The following is a 16,185-nucleotide window of genomic DNA, read 5'->3' as shown; positions in this document are numbered from 1 at the left end:
GTAGAATCCCCCTTCGCTATTCTCAGAGGGAGAAAAACGATGCGAGTAATCATGTTTGACAGGCAGTCACTCTTTATTCACGGAGCGATACACAGTCTTCAGGCGCTAATTCCGGAAATAGATATGACAGGGACCTGTCAGGCAGACGATTTATGGGCGCAGGTTTCCGCTGCACCGTCAGCTATCGTCATGATTGACGGGAATTTAATTGATGATGAGGGGAGCGCTTTGCTGGAAGAGATGATGCAACGCTTTCCGGCGATACGCGTGATTCTGGTTCTGGCGAAAAAAGAGGCCAGATGGGTTGAGCAGTTACGGCAGCGAAACATCATGGCCATCATTCCCCGAAATGCCCACCCCGAGCGGTTTTCCGCCGTGCTGGATTCGGTGTCCAGAGGGATGGTCTGTTTTCCCGGAGAGTGGGTCAGACAGCCGTCGTCTCAGGCCTTATCATCCCTGAGCGAGCGCCAGCGCGACGTGCTGAAATTGCTGGCGGCGGGGGAGTCAAATAAAGAGATTGGACGCAATCTCAACATCAGCGCGGCCACGGTAAAAGCGCACCTTGAGGCGCTTTTCCGGCGGCTGGAGGTGAAAAACAGAACGCAGGCTGCCCTGTTCTATACCCGTGCAACGGCCTGAAAAATCGCGTTTGGGAGCGAAGGCATCTCGCCGAAGCTGAATATCATCATAACCAGCGCATCATGCTGCTGTTGGGTTAATGGGCGTGTCACGCTTTCCCGCAGCAGCGCCTCACACCGCTGAATATCGTCATGCAGCAAATCTTCTGCCTCGGCAGGCGTGATGGGACCGTGAAAATGCGCCCGATCGCGGAGCACGTGGCCATAGCCGATAACCCATAATCCGTTTTCGTCACGATATTTTTCCAGAGAAAGACCCTGATATTTTTTTATTAACGCAATGGCGGCAGAAGATATTTTCAGCGCATGACCTTTCATATTCGTTTCCTCTTAATAGCGACACTGTAGAGGAAACGACGTTCGAGAAATATCCGCCAAATGGCTGTTGATCAGGAATTATTATTCAGGTATTCCTGCTGTAATAAACCAAATAACCAGTCATTTTGCCAGCGACCCGCGAGGTAATAACTCTCGCGTAATTCACCTTCCAGGCGAAAGCGCGCTTTTTCCAGCAGGCGTCTTGAAGCAGTATTCCCCGCGGTGACGGTAGCGGTGAGTCGACGTATACCGCCCTGATGAAAAGCGTAATCGCAAAGCGCGTTCAGGGATTCAAAGCCGTAACCTTTCCCCTGCGCCTCGGGGGCGAAAAGGAAGCCCACTTCGGCACAGTCCTCCTCCCGATGAATATACCCGGTAACGCCCAGCGGGGCCTGGGAGGCGGCGTCACGTACGACGAGACAAAGCCAGTGCGCGCTGCCCGGTGCCCAGGGCGTCAGGCGCGAATCAAACGCCTCGCGGATGGCTGCGACGGGGCGGTCCTCCGCCACAAAGCGCATGACGTCGGGATGCTGCTGGAGCGCCAGAAAAAAGGGCCAGTCTTTTTCCTGCAGGGGCGAGCAGGTAAGGCGAGGGGTAATTAAAACCGGCATTCAGATTCTCCTGAAACATTTTAAATGATTTTAGGGTTGTCACTTTATTTCAACAGAAAGTCAGGTATGGTTAACCGCGTATAAATAAAAAGAAAAAGGGCCGTCTCGTGCCCATTCCGGATGTCTTCGTTGTCGCTTAAGGAAAACAATGACTCTCAGCACATCACACCATATTCGCGAACAGTTCGAACACTGTCTGGCGGTCATTCGCCATGCGTCGGTGGAAATTTTGCTTCTTCTGAATGTACATGCTTCTGAGGGCAAAGATCCACGCTGGTTCCTGGAACAACTCGACAGCGCGCGATTAGCTCTGGGCGGCTGGGGAGCCGTTGCGAAAAAACTCAACCTGAATGATGCCGAGATGTCGGAATTTACCCTCCAGCTGCGCCTGCTGCAGCAGCGCGTTCCGCAGTATGAAAGCGGACAGGATGTGAGTGAAAACCAGCTTATTGCGGCGATGCGGTTTGTGACCGCGCTGGAACATCTTCGCCTGCAACAGCCGCTGTTGACCTACAGCACGGACCTGGCGCCGGGAAGCGAACTGCAGCAGCAGCAGGCGCAAAAGCAGGTACGCGCGATTGAGCTGATGATTAAAGGGCTCATCCAGCAGGCCTGGCCCGATCAGGTGCGGCTGAACAATCATCTGAAGACCCTGTTTAACGCCGATCGCGTACGGCGCTGGCTGAAGCTTGGCGAGATCAACGATGTTCTGAGCGGCATGATGTTCAGCGAACTGGCGCAGATGCTGGTGGATAAAAAAGAGTTCAGCCGCTATTACGCTTCGCTGTTCAGCGACCCGTCCATGCTGACGCTGCTGGTTGAACCGCGCAAAACGCTGCAAACCTTCCTCGACGACATTCGGCAAATCCGCAACAGCATCACCGTTCAGAAAACGCTAAGCTCGGCGCAAACTCAGCTGCTGGATAACTATTACGCGCAGATCGCGCGGCCCGTTCAACGCGCGTTTGAAGAGGGGAGAACGCGCGTCAATCCGGCCGGATTTATGGCGGTAGATGCCAGCGAACTGCATACCTTCTGGGAAAAGGCGCAGAAAATGGATCGGGTCACCGGTGGGGATCTGTTTGAAGTCCGTGACACCATTGAAAAGCCGACCCAGCGCGCGCCGCGCAGCCCCGAACAACGCGAGCAGCTTATTTCCGGTGCGCTATGGGGGGCGGTTGGCGTCATGGTGATTGCCATCGTGGCGGGGGGATTCTGGCTGGTGACCAGCAGCAAACCGCAGCCTGCGACCGCCAGCGCGGCTGAAGCAGCCCCTCCGCAGGAAATGCGCGAGACGCCTTCCTCGCGCGAAACGCTCACGCGCATGGGGGTGACCTGGGACGAGAACAATTTCCGCTCGGCCATTAACCGCAACGATACCCGCGTGACCCTGCTATTTTTGCAGGGCGGCATGGACTGGAAGCTCTCCTGGACCGAAGAGGCGATGTCGGCAGGCTATGACGACGTGCTGGAGCTGATGTTACGCTACCGTCAGAACATGGTGGAAGAGAAGCCGTGCCGTCGCTTCATCAGCACGCTCAGCCACGCCATGTCGAACGGCGAGTCTCTGACCTCGGTACGTAAAGAGTATCTCAAAGCGTTCTGCACCGTGCCTGCCGTGGTGAAACGCCAGCAGCACGATCTCGACATGGCCACACGCCGCGCGCAGTCGCAGCCGGATGCCGCTTCGAAAAAATGGCAGTCCATTCAGACTGCCATTTATGAGGTGATTCGCTGATCTCTTCTCCCTCTCCCTGTGGGAGAGGGCCGGGGTGAGGGCACCAGACCGCACCCCACTTAAGGCTCCCCATACAACCCAATCAGCCGCCTCACCACGCCGTTCGTCCAGCCGAAACCATCCTGCAGCGGATACTCACCCCCGCCACCTTCTCGCGGGGTACTGCTGGCGATGTGGTACTTCTCAATCAGCTTATGATGCGTCTGATAAAAATGGTTCACCGTATGCAGCCAGCTCCAGGCGATCTCATCGCCCAGCGAGTCGTTGCCGTACTGCTTGAACCCCTGAATCGCCATCCACTGCAGCGGCGCCCAGCCGTTGGGTTTATCCCACTGCTCGCCGGTTTCGTACTCGGTCGCCAGAATCCCGCCGGGGGTCAGCAGCCGCGCTTTGACCGCATCAGACAGGCGCTCGGCCTGCTCGTGCGTCGCCATGCCCACGTACAGCGGCACAATGCTGGCTGCCGAGAACAGCGCCTGTTCCTCGCGCCGCCAGTCGTAATCGCGGTAACAGCCGCTCTCCTCGTCCCACAGATAGCGGTTCACCGCCGCGCGGCGATCGTTGGCTTTCTGGCGGAACGCCTCTGCCGTTTCTTTATCCCCTTTCGACGCCGAGATGTTGGCGATAGCGCTTTCCAGCTTGAACAGGAAGGCGTTCAGATCGATGGGGATAAACTGCGTCGTGCGGATGCTGGCGAGCCGCGACGGATCGCGCAGCCAGCGGGACGAATAATCCCAGCCGGACGCTGCCCCCGCGCGCAGATCGCGATACACCTCATTGGGCGGACGACCCGAGTGGCGTGCCGTTTCCACGTCCTCAATCCACGATTCGTCGCGCGGGGTATCACGGTCGTCCCAGTAGCGGTTGAGCAGTGAACCGTCCGGCATGCGCACGGCGCTGCGGTAAGCCTGGTTAAGCAGCAGCGACTCCGCGCCGTCCATCCAGAAGGCGTACTCCATTTTGAGGTGGTCCAGATAGCGTTTCGCACCGCGAACGCCGTCCTCCTCGAACAGCTCCACCATCAGGGCAAAGACCGGCGGCTGCGAGCGGCTGAGATAATAGGTGCGGTTGCCGTTGGGGATATGGCCGTAGCGTTCAATCAGCCAGGCGAAGTTGTCCGCCATACATTTGAGCAGATCGTTACGGCCACTCTCCGCCAGCCCCAGCATGGAGAAATAGGAATCCCAGTAGTAGGTCTCGCTGAATCGCCCGCCGGGGACGATATAGGCCTGCGGCAGCGCCAGCAGAGAAGACCAGGGAATATGATCCTGCGGCTCGCGCGTCAGCACCGGCCACAGGTTATCAATGTGCTCTTTCAGGGAAAGGCCCGGGTCGGAGACATATTCTGTGCCGTACGTTTCCGGCATCCAGAAGTGGTTCTCCACAAACTGGCGCAGGTCGAAATCCCGGTGGCGCCTGACCTTGCGGTAGCGGATCAGGATATCCAGCGGATCCATCTTCGGCGCGCAGTCGGGGAAGGTTTTACTGTCCGCAAACAGCCGCGACGACTGCACGTGCTCGAACAGTTCAAGATAGCGGTCTGCGGGCGTCAACGCATCGGAGGCGGGTAGCCCCTCGATCATTTCGGGTTCCGGCTCCGCCTCAATCATTTCATCCAGTTTCAACTCGCAGGGATCGGTCTCGTAGCGCAGCTCTTCTGCAATCTCGAACTCGATGTTCTCGGTAGCCTGTAGTTTCTGGTTGAACATGGTGATAGGGACCTCCGGTTGTGTGTTCAAAAGACAGGTTTATCCGGGCGTCTTATAAGCGTAGACATTCGCTTCGGTAGTTGGGGAGGGATATGTGCGGTAGATCACTATTTTCGGAGCATTCGTTTTGCAACGATTTATGAATGTTAAAAAAAATGCCCCTCCGGGGAGGGGCATCAGGATTAACGCATGGTCACAAACTCTTCCGCGGCCGTCGGGTGGATTGCCACCGTGTTGTCGAAGTCTTTCTTGGTTGCGCCCATCTTCAGCGCCACGGCGAAGCCCTGCAGGATCTCGTCCATGCCGAAGCCGATGCCGTGGATACCGACAATCTTCTCGTCCGGGCCCACGCAGACCAGCTTCATGCGGCACGGCTGACGGTGCGAGGTCACGGCAGTATACATCGCGGTAAACGCCGATTTATACACTTTCACCTGGTCGTCGCCATACTGCTCGCGCGCCTGCGGCTCGGTTAAGCCGACGGTGCCGATTGGCGGGTGGCTGAAGACTACGGTTGGGATAAGGTTGTAATCCAGATGCTCGTCCGGCTTGTTGTTGAACAGGCGCTCAGAGAGACGACGACCTGCCGCAACGGCCACCGGCGTCAGCTCAACCGCTCCGGTATTATCGCCGACCGCATAAATGCCCGGTACGCTGGTGTTCTGGAATTTATCGACGACGATATAGCCTTTTTCGTCGGTTTTCACGCCGGTCACGCCGAGGTTGAAGTTGTCGTTCGCCGGTTCACGGCCAATCGCCCAGATAAGGCAATCGACGGTCTGGCTGCGGCCATCTTCCAGCTCAAGCGTCAGGCTGCCGTCCGCATTTTTCACTACCGCTTTTGGCTCGGCGTTGGTGTGCAGGGTCGGGCCTTCGGCGTTCATCACTTCAACCAGCGTGTCGACGATCAGCGGGTCAAAGCTGCGCAGCGGCGCGTGTTTACGCACGAACAGGTGCGCCTCAGCGCCCAGGCCGTTAATCACGCCGGCCAGTTCAACCGCGATGTAACCCGCGCCAACAACGGCAACGCGCTTAGGCAGGGCAGGCAGCTCGAAGAAACCGTCGGAGTCGATGCCGTATTCCACGCCCGGAATGTTCGGGTGGCTCGGACGGCCGCCGGTGGCGATCAGGATGCGATCGGCGGTGATCGTCTCGCCGTTCACTTCGATCGTTTTCGCGTCCACAAAGCGGGCGAAGCCGTGAATGACGTCAACGTTATTTTTACCCAGCACGTTGTCGTACGAGGTGTGAATACGGTCGATGTAGGCGGTACGGCTGGCGATCAGCTTGTCCCAGTCGAAGTGGTTGATGGTGGTGTCAAAGCCGTAGTCCGGGCCATACATATGGATAGCTTCACGGATCTGCGCCGCATGCCACATCACTTTCTTCGGTACACAACCCACGTTCACGCAGGTGCCGCCCAGCGCTTTGGCTTCAATCAGCGCGCACTTCTGGCCGTACATGGCCGCACGGTTGATGGAGGCGATGCCGCCGCTGCCGCCGCCGATTGCGATGTAGTCATAATGCTTAGTCATAGCTTTTGTCCTTAATCGTGAATTGCCGCGATTGTATACCTGAAATCAATAGTTTCCACCGATGGCTGCGATTACTCCGGCACGATCCAACTGACGGTGGCGTGGCCTGTACCCGCTGGCACCAGCGTTTTATGCAGCCACGGCAGCACGTTGTTCATCTGCGCTTCTAGCTTCCACGGCGGGTTGATCACAATCATCCCGGAGGCGGTCATGCCGCGCTGATCGCTGTCCGGACGTACCGCCAGCTCAATCTGCAGGATTTTGCGGATGCCGGTCGCTTCCAGGTCTTTGATCATGCGTTTGATTTGCGCGCGCAGCACCACCGGGTACCACAGGGCGTATGTCCCGGTGGCGAAGCGTTTGTAGCCTTCGTGGATACCGGTCACCACCGCCTGATAGTCGGTTTTGATTTCGTACGGCGGGTCGATCAGCACCAGGCCGCGACGGGAAACCGGCGGCAGCTTCGCTTTCAGCTGCTGGTAACCGTCGGATTTTTCCACGCGGGCGCGGCTGTCTTTCTGGAATTCAGAACGCAGCAGCGGGAAGTCGCTCGGATGCAGCTCGGTCAGCTGGAGGCTGTCCTGCTCGCGCAGCAGCTGGCGTGCAATCAGCGGCGAGCCCGGGTAGTAGCGCAGCTGGCCGTTGCGGTTGAAGTGATTCACCACGCCGATGTACGGCTCCAGCTCGGCAGGCAGATCGTCCTGCTGCCAGATGCGGGCAATCCCTTCCAGATATTCACCGGTACGCTCGGCATGCTCGCCGCTCAGTTGATAACGGCCCGCGCCCGCGTGCGTGTCCAGATAGAGAAACGGCTTCTCTTTCTCTTTGAGCGATTCGATGATCAGGCTCTGAACGGTGTGTTTAAGGACGTCGGCGTGGTTGCCTGCGTGGAAGCTGTGGCGATAACTGAGCATGGGTAATGATATTCCGCTGAAGTGACGATTTGCCACAGTTTACAGCAGAACGGCGCAGATTACCCGTAGGCCCGGCAAGCGCAGCGCCACCGGGCTCTTTTCCGCCACGTCTGGCATTGAAATCCTCTACACTTAACCCCATTCTAGATCCCATATGCACAGCGCCGGATGCGCGCTTCATTCATCTATTTCAACAGGACAGCGTTTATGACCAATCCATTACTGACGCCTTTTTCGTTGCCGCCGTTTTCTAAAATCCTCCCTGAGCATGTGGTTCCAGCCGTTACGCAATCGCTGGACAACTGCCGCGCGGCGGTAGAAAGCGTGGTAGCGCAGGGCGCGCCGTACACCTGGGAAAATCTGTGTCAGCCGCTGGCCGAAGTGGACGACGTGCTGGGGCGTATCTTCTCCCCGGTGAGCCACCTGAACTCGGTAAAAAACAGCCCGGAACTGCGCGAAGCCTACGAGCAGACCCTGCCGCTGCTCTCTGAGTACAGCACCTGGGTCGGCCAGCACGAAGGGCTCTACAAAGCCTACCGCGACCTGCGCGACGGCGACCACTATGCCGAACTGAACACGGCGCAGAAAAAATCGGTCGATAACGCCCTGCGTGATTTTGAGCTGTCCGGGATTGGCCTGCCAAAAGAGAAGCAGACCCGCTACGGTGAAATTGCCGCGCGCCTGTCCGAGCTGGGCAACCAGTACAGCAACAACGTGCTCGACGCCACCATGGGCTGGACGAAGCTGATTACCGACGAAGCGGAGCTGGCGGGTATGCCGGAAAGCGCGCTGGCGGCGGCAAAAGCCCAGGCCGAGGCGAAAGAGCAGGACGGTTTCCTGTTAACGCTGGATATCCCGAGCTATCTGCCGGTGATGACCTACTGCGACAACCAGGCCCTGCGCGAAGAGATGTACCGCGCGTACAGCACCCGCGCCTCCGATCAGGGGCCGAATGCCGGTAAGTGGGACAATAGCCCGGTCATGGCGGAAATCCTCGCCCTGCGTCACGAGCTGGCACAGCTGCTGGGCTTCGAAAACTACGCCGATAAATCCCTCGCCACCAAAATGGCGGAGAACCCGCAGCAGGTACTCGACTTCCTGACCGATCTGGCGAAACGCGCCCGTCCTCAGGGTGAGAAAGAGCTGGCCCAGCTGCGCGCCTTCGCGAAAGCGGAGTTCGGTGTGGACGAGCTGCAGCCGTGGGACATCGCCTGGTACAGCGAAAAACAGAAGCAGCACCTCTACAGCATCAGCGACGAGCAGCTGCGCCCGTACTTCCCGGAAAACAAAGCCGTTAACGGCCTGTTCGAGGTGGTCAAACGCATCTATGGCATCACCGCCAAAGAGCGTACCGATATCGACGTCTGGCACCCGGACGTGCGCTTCTTCGAGCTGTATGACGAGAAAAACGAACTGCGCGGCAGCTTCTACCTCGATCTCTACGCGCGTGAGAACAAGCGCGGCGGGGCGTGGATGGACGACTGCGTGGGCCAGATGCGTAAAGCCGACGGTTCTCTGCAGAAGCCGGTCGCCTACCTGACCTGTAACTTTAACCGTCCGGTGAACGGCAAACCGGCGCTCTTCACCCACGATGAAGTAATCACCCTGTTCCACGAGTTCGGTCACGGTCTGCACCACATGCTGACCCGCATCGAAACCGCAGGCGTGGCGGGCATCAGCGGCGTGCCGTGGGATGCGGTCGAGCTGCCAAGCCAGTTTATGGAAAACTGGTGCTGGGAGCCGGACGCGCTGGCGTTTATCTCCGGCCACTATGAGACCGGCGAACCGCTGCCGAAAGAGCTGCTGGATAAAATGCTGGCGGCGAAAAACTACCAGGCGGCGATGTTCATCCTGCGTCAGCTGGAGTTCGGCCTGTTCGACTTCCGTCTGCACGCGGAGTTTAATCCGGAGCAGGGTGCGAAAATCCTTGAAACCCTGGGCGAGATTAAAAAGCAGGTTGCCGTTATTCCTGGACCAACCTGGGGCCGCTTCCCGCATGCCTTCAGCCATATCTTCGCTGGCGGCTACGCGGCGGGTTACTACAGCTACCTGTGGGCCGACGTGCTGGCGGCAGATGCCTTTTCTCGCTTCGAAGAAGAGGGGATCTTCAACCGCGAAACCGGCCAGTCGTTCCTTGATAACATCCTGACCCGCGGCGGGTCTGAAGAGCCAATGGTGCTGTTCAAACGCTTCCGCGGCCGCGAGCCGCAGCTGGATGCGATGCTTGAGCATTACGGGATCAAAGGCTGATTGTTACGTGAAGATCTGCTTAGTGGATGAAACAGGCGCCGGAGACGGCGCCTTATCTGTTCTGGCGGCCCGCTGGGGGCTGGAGCACGATGAAGAAAACCTGATGGCGCTGGTGATGACTACCGCGCACCTTGAATTACGCAAGCGCGACGAACCGAAGCTCGGCGGGATTTTTGTCGATTTTGTCGGCGGCGCGATGGCGCACCGGCGCAAGTTCGGGGGCGGTCGCGGCGAGGCGGTGGCTAAAGCGGTCGGCATCAAAGGGAGCTATCTTCCGGACGTGGTCGATGCCACGGCGGGGTTAGGGCGTGATGCCTTTGTGCTGGCGTCTGTCGGCTGTCACGTGCGGATGCTGGAGCGTAATCCGGTGGTCGCTGCGCTGCTCGACGATGGGCTAGCGCGGGGCTATGCGGACCCGGAAATCGGCCCGTGGCTGCAGGAACGACTACAGCTGATCCACGCCTCCAGCCTGACGGCATTGACGGATATCACCCCGCGTCCGCAGGTGGTCTATCTCGACCCCATGTTCCCGCATAAGCAGAAAAGCGCGCTGGTGAAGAAAGAGATGCGGGTGTTTCAGTCGCTGGTGGGGCCGGATTTGGATGCCGATGGCCTGCTGGAGCCGGCTCGTCAGCTTGCAACGAAGCGGGTGGTGGTAAAGCGCCCTGACTACGCGCCGCCGCTGGCGGACGTTGCGACCACTAACGCGGTGACCACCAAAGGACACCGGTTTGATATTTATCCGGGTACGCCGGAATAAAAAAAGCCGGGTGGCGGCTTCGCCTTACCCGGCCTACGTCCTCGATCTATTCCCTCTCCCAGTGGGAGAGGGTTAGGGTGAGGGGAATTTAACGCACTTACTCGTCTTCTTCGTCACGCAGTGGAACAATCAGCATATCCACGTGAACGGTGTTAATCAGCTGGCGCGCTGAAGACATCAGCTTGCTCCAGAAGTCCTGATGGTGACCGCAAACCACCAGGTCCATGTCGTATTTCTTGATCGCATCAACCAGTACCTGACCCAGGTCGCCGCTGCCGCTCAGGGTTTCGGTAATCGGATAGCCCGCGTTGGTGGACAGTTCGCTCAGGGCGTGGTGAGTCTCTTCAGAGATGCGTTTCTGCATATCGCCAAGATTCACGTCGATCAGACCGGTGTAGAGGTCGGAGTAATTCACGTCAACGTGAATCAGCGAAACTTTCGCGTTGTAGGGGCGTGCCATGGATACCGCTTTATCAACCAGCACTTTGCTCTCCGGGGAGAGGTCTACCGCGATGAGAATGTGTTTGTAAGCCATAGTGTTACTCCTTCCTTAAGTTATCGATGACTAAATGGGAAAGCCGTCGTCTGATGCTTTCATTACGGCCCAGTTAAACATATTTTTCAAGCTTTGGTGTTGATAACGATTAACCTTGTGGCAAAAAAATTAACGGATCTCCTACACTATTAAATGAGCCGTTCGGATATTAAAACGCGAACCGGATCGACTTTTGGTCATTCTTTCACTGAACTGTCTGTCAGGGCATTGGGGTGCGGTAGCTCAGGAGCCTTGCTTCGTGGGCGGACGCCGGGGAGGATGTATGATTAGCACCGTCGCATTGTTTTGGGCGTTATGCGTGGTTTGCATAGTGAATATGGCGCGCTACTTCTCATCGTTACGTGCGCTGTTAGTGGTACTTCGTGGTTGCGATCCGTTGCTTTATCAGTATGTGGACGGTGGAGGGTTCTTCACCTCGCATGGACAGCCCAGCAAGCAGATGCGTCTGGTGGGATACATCTACTACCAGCGCTACCGCGATCATCACGATGAAGAGTTTATTCGTCGCTGCGAGCGCCTGCGTCGTCAGTTCATTTTGACCAGCGCCCTGTGCGGGCTGGTCGTAGTCAGTATGATTGCATTGATGATTTGGCACTGAGCACCACAGCAGGCGGGGTCAGCCCCGCCTTCTTTCCTCTGGCTCAGGGCTTAACCGTGAACCGGAGATCGGAAATATCGCTCTCAATCGAAATAACCTTCCCGCTATAGGTGATCTTAACTTCTCCGTTTGTATCAATGCTGGCCGCGGTAATCGTACCTGTACCTTCAATGACAGGATGCTTCATGGCCAATTGATGGGTAATGTCGGTATCTTTTCCTGCTATCTCCCCCGAAAGATAGTAACGGTAGATTGTGGGTACGGTTGCGCCACCCTGGTTGTTAACGGTCATATAGAGCCAGACGCTATCCGATAATTTATAAACGCGCTGAAGTTCATCGTTGTTTCGCTGATTAGGCTGATGGTTTAGCCAAACAAATCCAATGACCAGAATCAGAAGCGAAAGCGTCACAAGGGAGTGAATCCATTTAGTAGCCGTTTTGAAAGGCATACTCTATTCCTTCTCTGATATTGCGTTGGTCCGTTGGATCGTCCCCGTAAGGCGGTTTTTCGTGCCATTTTCCCCATTCAGGTTTTGAAGTGCCAGCACGGCCTTGAGCCCAGCCTGCGCCCATAAGAAGGATGTTTGCAGGAATGCCCGCTGCAGTTCCGGCGGCTCCGAAATTGAAGTTACCAAATGCGGCAAAGTATGGATCGAATTTTTTGTAATCCCAGGGACCACCATTTCGGACTTTTTGATAGAACCAATAATACGTTGAGGGTGTGGCCATATTACGCGACATGCCGTGAAGGCGTGCTTCACGCATATTGTTCGCTATAACCATTGAGCCTGGTCCTGAAATAGGGACAGAAGCCATACATTCTCCTTTGCCTGGTTACTCTTCTGACCGCCATCATAATGTTATCTTCGCAATTGGGTTGAGCAAAAAATGTTCAGAAAATCCTAATGTTATAAACTGTTCGATTACAAATAACAGCCATAAAAAAAGCGGGTCAGTTTCCTGACCCGCTTTTTGTCGCCTTTAACCGATTAAATCAGCTTCAGCGAAATCCAGTACAAACCGCCAGACAGCAGGATAGAGGCCGGAAGGGTGAACACCCAGGCCATCAGAATGTTGGTTACGGTTTTGCGCTGCAGGCCGCCACCGTCAACAATCATGGTACCTGCCACGGACGAAGAGAGTACGTGGGTGGTGGATACCGGCATACCGGTGTAGCTCGCCAGACCGATAGAAACCGCCGCCGTCATCTGCGCGGACATACCCTGCGCATAGGTCATGCCTTTCTTACCGATCTTCTCGCCGATGGTGGTCGCCACACGACGCCAGCCAATCATCGTACCGATACCGAGCGCCAGCGCGACGGCCATGATGATCCAGATTGGCGCGTACTCGATGGTGTTGAGCATATCGCCTTTCAGTTTCTTCAGGAGACGCTGGTCGTCAGCATTCACGTCAGGCAGCTTCGCCACTTTATCCGTCACATCAGAGATGCAAAGCATAATGCGACGCAGCTGACCACGCTGCTCAACGGTCAGTTTGTCATAGCTTTCGATATTGCCCAGCATGCCTTTCGCACGTTCCAGCGCGTTAATCGCGTTTGCCGGATGGCAGTGGAACTGGCCAGGCGCAGTTGCGGCACCGGCTTCCGGAGAAGGGATAATCTGGTCAACGCCGGTCGCCTTCTTCAGCAGATCGGGATGCTGCTGGAAGTAGGTTTCGACGTTGTTGACCGCATCGCGAGTACGGGTGATTTCGTAGCCGGAAGCATTCATGTTAACCACGAATCCCGCCGGTGCGACGCCAATCAGTACCAGCATCACCAGACCAATGCCTTTCTGACCATCGTTCGCGCCGTGTGAGAAAGCCACGCCGATAGCGGAAATGATCAGGGCAATACGCGTCCAGAATGGCGGCTTTTTCTTGCCGTCTTTCTTTTCACGCTCTGCCGGCGTCAGGTGAATACGGGAGCGTTTTTTGGTATTGCTCCAGTAACGACGCAGGATGAAGATCAGCCCGCCAGCCACCACCAGACCCACGATAGGGGAGACGATGAGTGAGGCGAAGATCCCCAGTACTTTCGGGATATTTAACGCATCAACAACCGATGTACCGGTCATGAGGGCGTTCGTTAACCCGATACCGATAATCGCGCCGATGAGTGTGTGAGAACTGGATGCAGGTAGGCCGAAATACCAGGTACCGAGGTTCCAGATAATTGCAGCAAGCAGCATTGAGAACACCATAGCAAGGCCATGGCCAGAACTAACGTTAAGCAGCAGATCCGTTGGCAGCATATGCACAATGGCATACGCAACGCTCAGTCCGCCCAGGAGGACACCAAAAAAGTTAAATACCGCCGCCATAACAACCGCAAGCTGCGATCGCATTGCGCGAGTGTAGATAACCGTCGCTACTGCGTTTGCAGTGTCGTGGAAGCCGTTGATCGCTTCGTAAAACAGTACAAAAACCAGAGCAAGCAATAATAAAAGCCCGGTATGTAAATCCAGGCCGGCAAACAAATGTAGCATAGGACGTTACGCCATTTTGAGGACATGAACGCGGCGCATTATCCAGGACAAATGCACGGCGGGCAAAGTGAAATATAGACTTTTTTTGACATACCACCTGATTTGAGAAAAGTGCCTGAAAGGTTATTCTTTAAATTTCAAGGGAATGGCTTTGTAATATCTTTTTACGCTGGTGTGACCACAGAGGAAACTTTACAATCCGCGGCAGTTAACAAAGAGGGTTTTGACGTGGAAAGGTTTGATGCCGTGGTAATTGGCGCCGGTGCGGCGGGTATGTTTTGTGCGGCAATGGCCGGACAGGCGGGTCGTCGCGTGCTGCTGCTGGATAACGGTAAAAAGCCAGGCCGTAAGATCCTGATGTCCGGCGGCGGGCGCTGTAACTTCACTAATCTGTATGTTGAACCCGCGGCCTATTTGAGCCAAAACCGTCATTTTTGTAAATCTGCGCTGGCGCGTTACACCCAGTGGGATTTTATCGACCTGGTGGGTAAGCACGGCATCGCGTGGCATGAAAAGACGCTGGGACAGCTGTTCTGCGACGACTCCGCGCAGCAGATTGTCGATATGCTGGTGGCCGAGTGCGAGAAGGGCGGCGTCGTCATGCGCCTGCGCACGGAGGTGCTGGAAGTCGCCCGAGACGACCAGGGCTACACGCTGCAGCTCAACGGTGAAACCGTCAGCGCAGACAGCCTGGTGATCGCCAGCGGCGGCCTGTCCATGCCGGGGCTGGGCGCTTCCCCGTTTGGCTATAAGATTGCCGAACAGTTTGGTCTGAAAGTCTTGCCCACGCGCGCCGGGCTGGTGCCGTTCACGCTGCATAAACCGCTTCTCGAACAGCTTCAGACGCTGTCTGGTGTGTCCGTTCCCTCGGTCATTACCGCCGAAGACGGCACCGTGTTCCGCGAAAATCTGCTCTTTACCCATCGCGGTCTCTCCGGCCCTGCGGTACTGCAAATTTCCAGCTACTGGCAGCCGGGGGAGTTCGTCACGGTTAACCTGCTCCCGGACTGCGATCCCGACGCGTTCCTTAACGAGCAGCGTACCGCGCACCCGAATCAAAGCCTAAAAAACACGCTGGCAATGCAGCTGCCAAAACGTCTGGTGGAATGTTTGCAGGTGCTGGGGCAGATCCCCGACGTGTCGCTCAAGCAGCTTAACAGCCGCGAGCAGGAGATGCTGGTTGAGACGCTGACAGCCTGGCGCGTTCAGCCAAACGGCACCGAAGGCTACCGCACGGCGGAAGTGACGCTGGGCGGGGTCGACACGAATGAGCTCTCGTCCCGCACCATGGAAGCGCGCAACGTGCCGGGGCTCTATTTTATTGGCGAAGTGATGGACGTCACCGGCTGGCTCGGCGGGTACAACTTCCAGTGGGCATGGGCAAGTGCCTGGGCGTGCGCACAGGCGCTGGCAGAGAAATAATCACGCAACGCAATTATTGCACCAACTTTTCCTCTCCCTTCAACTAAGCTTCGACCAGGTGCCCCGCCGCGTTCGCGGGGCCTTATTCCTTTTGGTCGAGCACGCTTCATGCAGCTACTCAGTATTATTGTTTTGCTTACCCTCACCGTGGTGATCCATTCGCTGTGGATGTTTGGCGTTTTAAAATTCATTACGTTAGAAGTCGATTCTGCGGTACGTATTGTGTTACGCAACGTCGGTATCGTCATCTCCATGATCTTCGCCCATCTTCTTGAAGCCGGACTGTTTGCTGCGTTTTATTCTGCCATCGACGCGTTTAATGACTGGAACACCAGCTTCTACTTTTCGCTGGTGAGCTACGCGACGGTAGGATACGGCGACGTCACGCTACCCCAGCACTGGCGGCTCATCGGCGGTGTGGAAGGGCTGGTGGGCGCGTTGATGGTGGGCTGGTCCGTGGCGGTTCTGGTGGCGGTGCTGCAGCGTTTGCGCGGCATGAGCGCCTAAACGGCAGATGCACGAACCCCGTCGGGTAAGGTAAAGTACCCCTCCTTGCGCGGCCAGAAGGCTGCGATTTTGAGGGCGAAGAGGCTGATTAACGGCCCGCCCTTTTCTGTTCCTGGTTTACGCCAGTTTGCATGGTGT

The 16,185-nt window shown here is 56.6% G+C and carries 16 protein-coding genes; 7 read left to right on the top strand and 9 right to left on the bottom strand.

Going from position 1 to position 16,185, the window contains the following annotated elements:
* The first annotated feature begins 39 nt into the window (after positions 1–39).
* On the top strand, positions 40–639 hold the full coding sequence (locus AC2TE5_RS21680; protein ID WP_484612347.1) for a helix-turn-helix transcriptional regulator: 600 nt from the start codon (positions 40–42) through the stop codon (positions 637–639).
* On the opposite strand, the gene AC2TE5_RS21675 is transcribed toward AC2TE5_RS21680, so the two are convergent.
* Together AC2TE5_RS21675 and AC2TE5_RS21670 are read right to left on the bottom strand one after the other, a co-directional pair.
* Positions 618–956, bottom strand: coding sequence for a lysozyme (locus AC2TE5_RS21675; RefSeq protein ID WP_213329076.1), 339 nt, complete (start codon positions 954–956; stop codon positions 618–620). The two genes, AC2TE5_RS21680 and AC2TE5_RS21675, sit on opposite strands and share 22 nt — an antisense overlap.
* 71 nt (positions 957–1,027) lie before the next feature.
* On the bottom strand, positions 1,028–1,567 hold the full coding sequence (locus AC2TE5_RS21670) for a GNAT family N-acetyltransferase (RefSeq protein ID WP_484612346.1): 540 nt from the start codon (positions 1,565–1,567) through the stop codon (positions 1,028–1,030).
* Positions 1,568–1,715: 148 nt separating this feature from the next.
* On the opposite strand from AC2TE5_RS21670, the gene AC2TE5_RS21665 reads away from it, so the two are divergent.
* Positions 1,716–3,305: an STY4199 family HEPN domain-containing protein gene (locus AC2TE5_RS21665; protein ID WP_484612345.1), complete on the top strand. Its 1,590-nt coding sequence runs from the start codon at positions 1,716–1,718 to the stop codon at positions 3,303–3,305.
* A gap of 59 nt (positions 3,306–3,364) precedes the next feature.
* Here AC2TE5_RS21665 and AC2TE5_RS21660 read toward each other — a convergent pair whose 3' ends face one another.
* The 3 genes from AC2TE5_RS21660 to AC2TE5_RS21650 form a co-directional block, all read right to left on the bottom strand.
* Positions 3,365–5,014, bottom strand: coding sequence for an alpha,alpha-trehalase (locus AC2TE5_RS21660; protein ID WP_159515086.1), 1,650 nt, complete (start codon positions 5,012–5,014; stop codon positions 3,365–3,367).
* 182 nt (positions 5,015–5,196) lie between these two features.
* A complete protein-coding gene (gene gorA / locus AC2TE5_RS21655; protein WP_484612344.1) occupies positions 5,197–6,549 on the bottom strand; it encodes a glutathione-disulfide reductase in 1,353 nt (450 codons plus the stop codon).
* Between the two features lie 71 nt (positions 6,550–6,620).
* A complete protein-coding gene (locus tag AC2TE5_RS21650) occupies positions 6,621–7,463 on the bottom strand; it encodes a 23S rRNA (adenine(2030)-N(6))-methyltransferase RlmJ (protein WP_023333753.1) in 843 nt (280 codons plus the stop codon).
* A gap of 207 nt (positions 7,464–7,670) precedes the next feature.
* On the opposite strand from AC2TE5_RS21650, the gene prlC reads away from it, so the two are divergent.
* Complete coding sequence (prlC, locus tag AC2TE5_RS21645; protein WP_484612343.1) at positions 7,671–9,713, top strand: oligopeptidase A; 2,043 nt, start codon at positions 7,671–7,673, stop codon at positions 9,711–9,713.
* 7 nt (positions 9,714–9,720) lie between these two features.
* Complete coding sequence (gene rsmJ / locus AC2TE5_RS21640; protein WP_213329081.1) at positions 9,721–10,473, top strand: 16S rRNA (guanine(1516)-N(2))-methyltransferase RsmJ; 753 nt, start codon at positions 9,721–9,723, stop codon at positions 10,471–10,473.
* Between the two features lie 97 nt (positions 10,474–10,570).
* Here the strand turns inward: rsmJ and uspA are convergent, their stop codons facing one another.
* Positions 10,571–11,008 carry a universal stress protein UspA gene (gene uspA / locus AC2TE5_RS21635; protein ID WP_003861223.1) on the bottom strand — a complete coding sequence of 146 codons (438 nt, stop codon included), beginning with the start codon at positions 11,006–11,008 and terminating at the stop codon, positions 10,571–10,573.
* A gap of 283 nt (positions 11,009–11,291) precedes the next feature.
* Here uspA and uspB point away from each other — a divergent pair, with 283 nt between their 5' ends.
* Positions 11,292–11,627 (top strand): universal stress protein UspB, encoded by a 336-nt coding sequence (uspB, locus tag AC2TE5_RS21630; RefSeq protein WP_003861224.1) that lies wholly within the window; start codon positions 11,292–11,294, stop codon positions 11,625–11,627.
* Between the two features lie 43 nt (positions 11,628–11,670).
* Here uspB and AC2TE5_RS21625 read toward each other — a convergent pair whose 3' ends face one another.
* From AC2TE5_RS21625 to pitA, 3 genes are all read right to left on the bottom strand, one after another.
* Entirely contained in the window at positions 11,671–12,078 is a 408-nt protein-coding gene (locus AC2TE5_RS21625) for a hypothetical protein (RefSeq protein WP_484612342.1), read from the bottom strand.
* Positions 12,056–12,445 carry a polymorphic toxin type 44 domain-containing protein gene (locus tag AC2TE5_RS21620; RefSeq protein WP_484612341.1) on the bottom strand — a complete coding sequence of 130 codons (390 nt, stop codon included), beginning with the start codon at positions 12,443–12,445 and terminating at the stop codon, positions 12,056–12,058. The genes AC2TE5_RS21625 and AC2TE5_RS21620 overlap by 23 nt, the downstream gene beginning before the upstream one ends.
* Positions 12,446–12,618: 173 nt before the next feature.
* Positions 12,619–14,118: an inorganic phosphate transporter PitA gene (gene pitA / locus AC2TE5_RS21615; RefSeq protein WP_484612340.1), complete on the bottom strand. Its 1,500-nt coding sequence runs from the start codon at positions 14,116–14,118 to the stop codon at positions 12,619–12,621.
* A gap of 228 nt (positions 14,119–14,346) precedes the next feature.
* Between pitA and AC2TE5_RS21610 the strand changes: the two genes are divergently transcribed.
* Both AC2TE5_RS21610 and AC2TE5_RS21605 read left to right on the top strand, forming a co-directional pair.
* Entirely contained in the window at positions 14,347–15,540 is a 1,194-nt protein-coding gene (locus AC2TE5_RS21610) for a BaiN/RdsA family NAD(P)/FAD-dependent oxidoreductase (protein WP_484612339.1), read from the top strand.
* Between the two features lie 108 nt (positions 15,541–15,648).
* Positions 15,649–16,047 (top strand): potassium channel family protein, encoded by a 399-nt coding sequence (locus AC2TE5_RS21605; protein WP_213329084.1) that lies wholly within the window; start codon positions 15,649–15,651, stop codon positions 16,045–16,047.
* The last annotated feature ends 138 nt before the right edge of the window (positions 16,048–16,185 follow it).

Source organism: Enterobacter sp. N5-15 (genome assembly GCF_057221635.1).
The sequence above is the reverse complement of the archived record's forward strand: the minus strand, read 5'-3'. Positions and strand labels throughout refer to the sequence as shown.

Excerpts from the sequence above, each read along its gene's own strand:
- AC2TE5_RS21660 (WP_159515086.1), bottom strand. The coding sequence starts at position 5,014 with ATGTTCAACCAGAAACTACAGGCTACCGAGAACATCGAGTTCGAGATT.
- AC2TE5_RS21650 (WP_023333753.1), bottom strand. The coding sequence starts at position 7,463 with ATGCTCAGTTATCGCCACAGCTTCCACGCAGGCAACCACGCCGACGTC.
- uspA (WP_003861223.1), bottom strand. The coding sequence starts at position 11,008 with ATGGCTTACAAACACATTCTCATCGCGGTAGACCTCTCCCCGGAGAGC.
- AC2TE5_RS21670 (WP_484612346.1), bottom strand. The coding sequence starts at position 1,567 with ATGCCGGTTTTAATTACCCCTCGCCTTACCTGCTCGCCCCTGCAGGAA.
- gorA (WP_484612344.1), bottom strand. The coding sequence starts at position 6,549 with ATGACTAAGCATTATGACTACATCGCAATCGGCGGCGGCAGCGGCGGC.
- prlC (WP_484612343.1), top strand. The coding sequence starts at position 7,671 with ATGACCAATCCATTACTGACGCCTTTTTCGTTGCCGCCGTTTTCTAAA.
- AC2TE5_RS21665 (WP_484612345.1), top strand. The coding sequence starts at position 1,716 with ATGACTCTCAGCACATCACACCATATTCGCGAACAGTTCGAACACTGT.
- pitA (WP_484612340.1), bottom strand. The coding sequence starts at position 14,118 with ATGCTACATTTGTTTGCCGGCCTGGATTTACATACCGGGCTTTTATTA.
- uspB (WP_003861224.1), top strand. The coding sequence starts at position 11,292 with ATGATTAGCACCGTCGCATTGTTTTGGGCGTTATGCGTGGTTTGCATA.
- AC2TE5_RS21675 (WP_213329076.1), bottom strand. The coding sequence starts at position 956 with ATGAAAGGTCATGCGCTGAAAATATCTTCTGCCGCCATTGCGTTAATA.
- AC2TE5_RS21605 (WP_213329084.1), top strand. The coding sequence starts at position 15,649 with ATGCAGCTACTCAGTATTATTGTTTTGCTTACCCTCACCGTGGTGATC.
- AC2TE5_RS21620 (WP_484612341.1), bottom strand. The coding sequence starts at position 12,445 with ATGGCTTCTGTCCCTATTTCAGGACCAGGCTCAATGGTTATAGCGAAC.
- AC2TE5_RS21680 (WP_484612347.1), top strand. The coding sequence starts at position 40 with ATGCGAGTAATCATGTTTGACAGGCAGTCACTCTTTATTCACGGAGCG.
- AC2TE5_RS21625 (WP_484612342.1), bottom strand. The coding sequence starts at position 12,078 with ATGCCTTTCAAAACGGCTACTAAATGGATTCACTCCCTTGTGACGCTT.